This window comes from Caballeronia sp. (assembly GCF_028292365.1).
Classification (GTDB): Bacteria; Pseudomonadota; Gammaproteobacteria; order Burkholderiales; family Burkholderiaceae; genus Caballeronia.
Window position 1 is genome coordinate 1 of record NZ_JAQGMM010000579.1, and the last position, 3,150, is coordinate 3,150.

A 3,150-nucleotide genomic window follows, 5' to 3' on the forward strand; every position below is an offset into this window, starting at 1 on the left:
AAGTTTCTCCAGTGTCGGCCGGAGTTGGCGCTTTAGCGCTTACTCCGGTCCCATGCATTGTTTGCGGTCGGCCGGAGTTGGCGCTTTAGCGCTTACTCCGGTCCGATGCAAATTGTTAGCTGTTATCGGTAGTCGCGTAGCTCGTGCACCAGTGTCTGGTGAACGAGCACGTTGGAACGGTAGTGCGGATCCGGGGAAAGCTTGAGGCGTTGGGGCAAGGCGCGGTCCGGCCGCCCGAGCGTGCAAATAACCTGCTCGGCAAAGCCTCAAACACCCGTCAGGCGTTCACATGCTTCAATCCGCCTGAAGTGTATTAGTCCGGCTGAAGGATCAACTCGCCCGCGCGACCTGGAATCTCGCCCCAGGCGACAGGGTACGTGGGCAGCGTCGCGCGGTCCAGCGTCGCATGATAGTCGCCCATCGTGCAGAAGCTGTGACCCTGCGCGCTCCAGCCAGCCAGCAATTGCTCGAACACCGTGGCCAGCTTTTGTCCTTCCAGCTCGGCATGCAGCGTGTAGACCTGGTCGTGAGCCTGATTCGCCGTGAGACCCAGCAAATGCGCCGCCACGTTGCTCACGTCCACGCCATCCACACCCAGGATTTCATCCAGCGTAGGCAGCGTGGTGGGCATCTGGATGTGATTCAGCGTTCGGCCGTCGAGCACCGGAATGTAGGGCGTATGGCCACGGCCGTCGGACGCGTATTTCATGCCCCAGGCATCGATTTGTTCGAACGCGTAGCCGTTCATCTGCCAGCCCGCCGCGCCGTGCGTAACCGGCGGTGTGCCGAAGATGTCGGTGAAACGTGCGTGACTGCGCTGCATCTGGCTGGCGGTCCATTCACGGTTTCCCGCTCGGACATTGTCCTGCCAATACACGTGATCCCACGTGTGGATGCCGCACTCGAAACCTGCCTCATGAATTGCGCGCATTTCGGCAACCCCGCGGCGGCCGATATCCGGCCCCGGCAGAAGCACGCCGTACATGAGTGTCTTGATGCCGTAATGCTCGACCACCGACGTCCGCGACACCTTCTTGAGAAACCCCGGGCGAAACACGCGGCGCAACGCCCAGCCGGTGTGATCGGGTCCGAGGCTGAACAGGAACGTGGCACGGGCGTGATATTTGTCGAGCAGGCGCGCGAGATTGGGCACGCCTTCGCGCGTGCCACGCAGGGTATCGACATCGATTTTTAGGACAATGCGAGCCACGCGCCGTCCTTAAGACTGATCTTCGACAAGGCGCCGCGCCGTGCCTACATCGCCGCGATAGGCTTCGAAAATCTTGCGCAACGCGTCGTCCATGGTCGCGACCGGTTTCCAGTCGAGTTCCTGGATCGTGTTGTCGATCTTCGGCACGCGGTTCTGCACGTCCTGATAACCCGCGCCGTAGTAATCGCCGGACGACGTTTCCACGAGCTGAACCGTCTTCGCGCTTTCAGCGTACTCGCTGATCTCGTTGGCGAGCTTCAGCATCTTGTGCGCGAGTTCACGAACCGAGAAGTTGTTGCTCGGATTGCCGATGTTATAAATCTTGCCCGTCGCCACGCCGTTCTTGTTCTCGATGATCTTCATCAACGCGCCGATGCCGTCATCAATATCCGTGAACGCACGCTTTTGCGCGCCGCCATCGACCAGGCTGATGTTTTCACCGCGCACGATGTGACCGAGGAATTGCGTCACCACGCGCGAGCTGCCTTCCTTCGGCGTGTAGATCGAGTCGAGGCCCGGGCCGATCCAGTTGAACGGGCGGAACAGCGTGAAGTTCAGGCCTTCCATGCCGTAACCCCAGATCACGCGGTCCATCAACTGCTTCGAACACGCGTAGATCCAGCGCGGCTTGTTGATCGGGCCGTAGCTCAACAGCGATTCTTCGGGGTCGAATTGCTCGTCGGTGCACATGCCGTACACCTCGGACGTGGACGGAAAGACCAGGTGCTTGCCGTATTTCACGGCCGAACGAACGATGGGCAAGTTCGCTTCGAAGTCGAGTTCGAACACCCGCAGCGGCTGTTTCACGTAGGTGGCCGGCGTGGCGATAGCGACGAGCGGCAGGATCACATCGCACTTCTTGATGTGATATTCGACCCATTCCTTGTTGATCGTGATGTCGCCTTCGAAGAAATGCATGCGCTCATGATTGGCGAGGTCGCCGAGACGGTCGCGCTGCATGTCCATACCGAAGACTTCCCAGTCGGTCGTCTCGAGAATGCGCTTGGAGAGGTGGTGGCCAATGAAGCCGTTGACACCCAGGATCAGGACTTTTTTCATGAATGAGGAATTGATTGAGTGAGTCGGCCGAATTCGGCGGGACTGACGACGCGTTCGCCGCCGGCTGGAGTCTGGCTTTCGTCCACGAATGGTTGCCGTAATTCACGGATGGCGACGACGCGGCCATCGCCGCATACGCCAAACAGCGCATTATCCTTCACGTGCAGGCCAGCGGGCAAATTCGAGAGCGCCCGCAGCGTGTCCGCTTCGATGCCGGGCAAGCCGTCGACCGGGACCAGCCGGGCCCGCGCCACGATAAAACGCGCTTGGCCGATGTCCGTGAACGCGCCCGGATACGGGGGCGCCACCGCGCGAATCAGGTTGTAGACCTGCTGCGCCGTTTGCGACCAGTCGATGCGGCCGTCCTCCGGCTTCCTGCCGCCGTAGTAGCTGCCCTTCGTGAGGTCGTTCGGCAGATGCGGAGCTTCGCCCGCAATCAACGCCGGCAATACGCGCCACAAGGTTTGTTCGGCTGCGACGGTGGTCTTGTCGAAGACTTGCGCGGCGGTGTCGTCGGGGAGAATGGGTACGGGCGTCTGGGCGAGGATCGCGCCTGCGTCGGGCTTGGCGGCCATCTCGTGCAACGTCGCGCCGGTTTCCGTTTCGCCGTTCAGCACGGCCCAATTGGTGGGCACGCGTCCGCGATACTTCGGCAACAGCGAACCGTGCATGTTGTACGCGCCGCGCGCGGCGAGCGCGAGCAGATCGACGGGTAACATGTGCCGATAATAGAACGAGAAGATGAAGTCGGGCGCGAGTTTGCTGATTGCGTCGTGCAGGTCCTGTGACTTGGGATCAACCGGTGTGATGACGTCGATACCATGCTCGGCCGCCACCGACTTTACGCTGCCGAACCAGATGTTCTCGGCCGGATTGTCCTC

Annotated in this window: 3 protein-coding genes; all 3 read right to left on the reverse strand. The window is 60.9% G+C overall.

Annotation, left to right across the window (positions count from 1 at the left end):
* Positions 1-313: 313 nt before the first annotated feature.
* The gene (locus JWR14_RS34115) at positions 314-1,210 is read right to left on the reverse strand and encodes a polysaccharide deacetylase family protein (protein WP_299718297.1); all 897 of its coding nucleotides are present in this window, start codon (positions 1,208-1,210) and stop codon (positions 314-316) included.
* Positions 1,211-1,219: 9 nt separating this feature from the next.
* Positions 1,220-2,269 (reverse strand): bifunctional UDP-4-keto-pentose/UDP-xylose synthase, encoded by a 1,050-nt coding sequence (locus JWR14_RS34120; RefSeq protein WP_277040667.1) that lies wholly within the window; start codon positions 2,267-2,269, stop codon positions 1,220-1,222.
* On the reverse strand, positions 2,266-3,150 hold an 885-nt coding region (locus JWR14_RS34125), incomplete at its 5' end, for a formyltransferase (RefSeq protein WP_299718302.1). The genes JWR14_RS34125 and JWR14_RS34120, both read right to left, overlap by 4 nt.